Source organism: Leucobacter faecis, from assembly GCF_054456635.2.
The window spans coordinates 1-1,410 of the sequence record NZ_JBTJEP020000039.1; the positions used below are offsets into that span (position 1 = coordinate 1).

Sequence of the window (1,410 nt, forward strand, 5' to 3'; positions counted from 1 at the left end):
AGTCGCATGTCCTAGACCCGAAGCGAAGTGATCTATCCATGGCCAGGCTGAAGCGTGTGTAAGAGCGCGTGGAGGGCCGAACCCACTTAGGTTGAAAACTGAGGGGATGAGCTGTGGATAGGGGTGAAAGGCCAATCAAACTTCGTGATAGCTGGTTCTCTCCGAAATGCATTTAGGTGCAGCGTTGCGTGTTTCTTGCCGGAGGTAGAGCTACTGGATGGCCGATGGGCCCTACAAGGTTACTGACGTCAGCTAAACTCCGAATGCCGGTAAGTGAGAGCGCAGCAGTGAGACTGTGGGGGATAAGCTTCATAGTCGAGAGGGAAACAACCCAGATCACCATCTAAGGTCCCAAAGCGCGTGCTAAGTGGAAAAGGATGTGGAGTTGCTGTGACAACCAGGAGGTTGGCTTAGAAGCAGCCACCCTTGAAAGAGTGCGTAATAGCTCACTGGTCAAGTGATTCCGCGCCGACAATGTAACGGGGCTCAAGCACGCCACCGAAGTTGTGGCATTTAACGTATAGACAAGCCTTCGTGGTTCAGTCCGTTGGATGGGTAGGAGAGCGTCGTGTGGCGAGTGAAGCGGCGGAGTGATCCAGTCGTGGATGCTACACGAGTGAGAATGCAGGCATGAGTAGCGAAAGACGGGTGAGAAACCCGTCCTCCGGAAGACCAAGGGTTCCAGGGTCAAGCTAATCTTCCCTGGGTAAGTCGGGACCTAAGGCGAGGCCGACAGGCGTAGTCGATGGACAACGGGTTGATATTCCCGTACCGGCGGTAAACCGTCAAAGACCTAACTGATAGTGCTAAGCAAACCAATGCTTACGCGGATCCTTCGGGTGATGTGTGGGTGGCGGCTGCGAACCCGATGTCAGGGTGGTGAGCGTGTGGTGTGACGCAGGAAGGTAGCCTGTGCCGGGCGATGGTTGTCCCGGTGTAAGTATGTAGCCTGCCGCTTTTTAATAGATTGTGGTGTGAAGGGTGAGATACGATGCGGACCCGTATGGGGAAGCAGGTGATCCTATGCTGCCGAGAAAAGCATCGACGTGAGGTTTGCTGTTGCCCGTACCCCAAACCGACTCAGGTGGTCAGGTAGAGAATACTCAGGAGATCGAGATAATCATGGTGAAGGAACTCGGCAAAATGCCCCCGTAACTTCGGGAGAAGGGGGGCCATCCACTTATACCAACTTGCTTGGGAAAGGGTGTGGTGGCCGCAGAGACCAGTGGGGAACGACTGTTTACTAAAAACACAGGTCCGTGCTAACACGCAAGTGGATGTATACGGACTGACGCCTGCCCGGTGCTGGAAGGTTAAGAGGAGAGGTTAGACGCTTTGGTGTCGAAGCTTTGAATTTAAGCCCCAGTAAACGGCGGTGGTAACTATAACCATCCTAAGGTAGCGAAATTC

At 53.8% G+C, this 1,410-nt stretch carries 1 rRNA gene; it reads left to right on the top strand.

The window, feature by feature from the left end:
* Positions 1-1,410, top strand: a 23S ribosomal RNA gene (locus ACXR2T_RS15750); the annotation flags it as partial.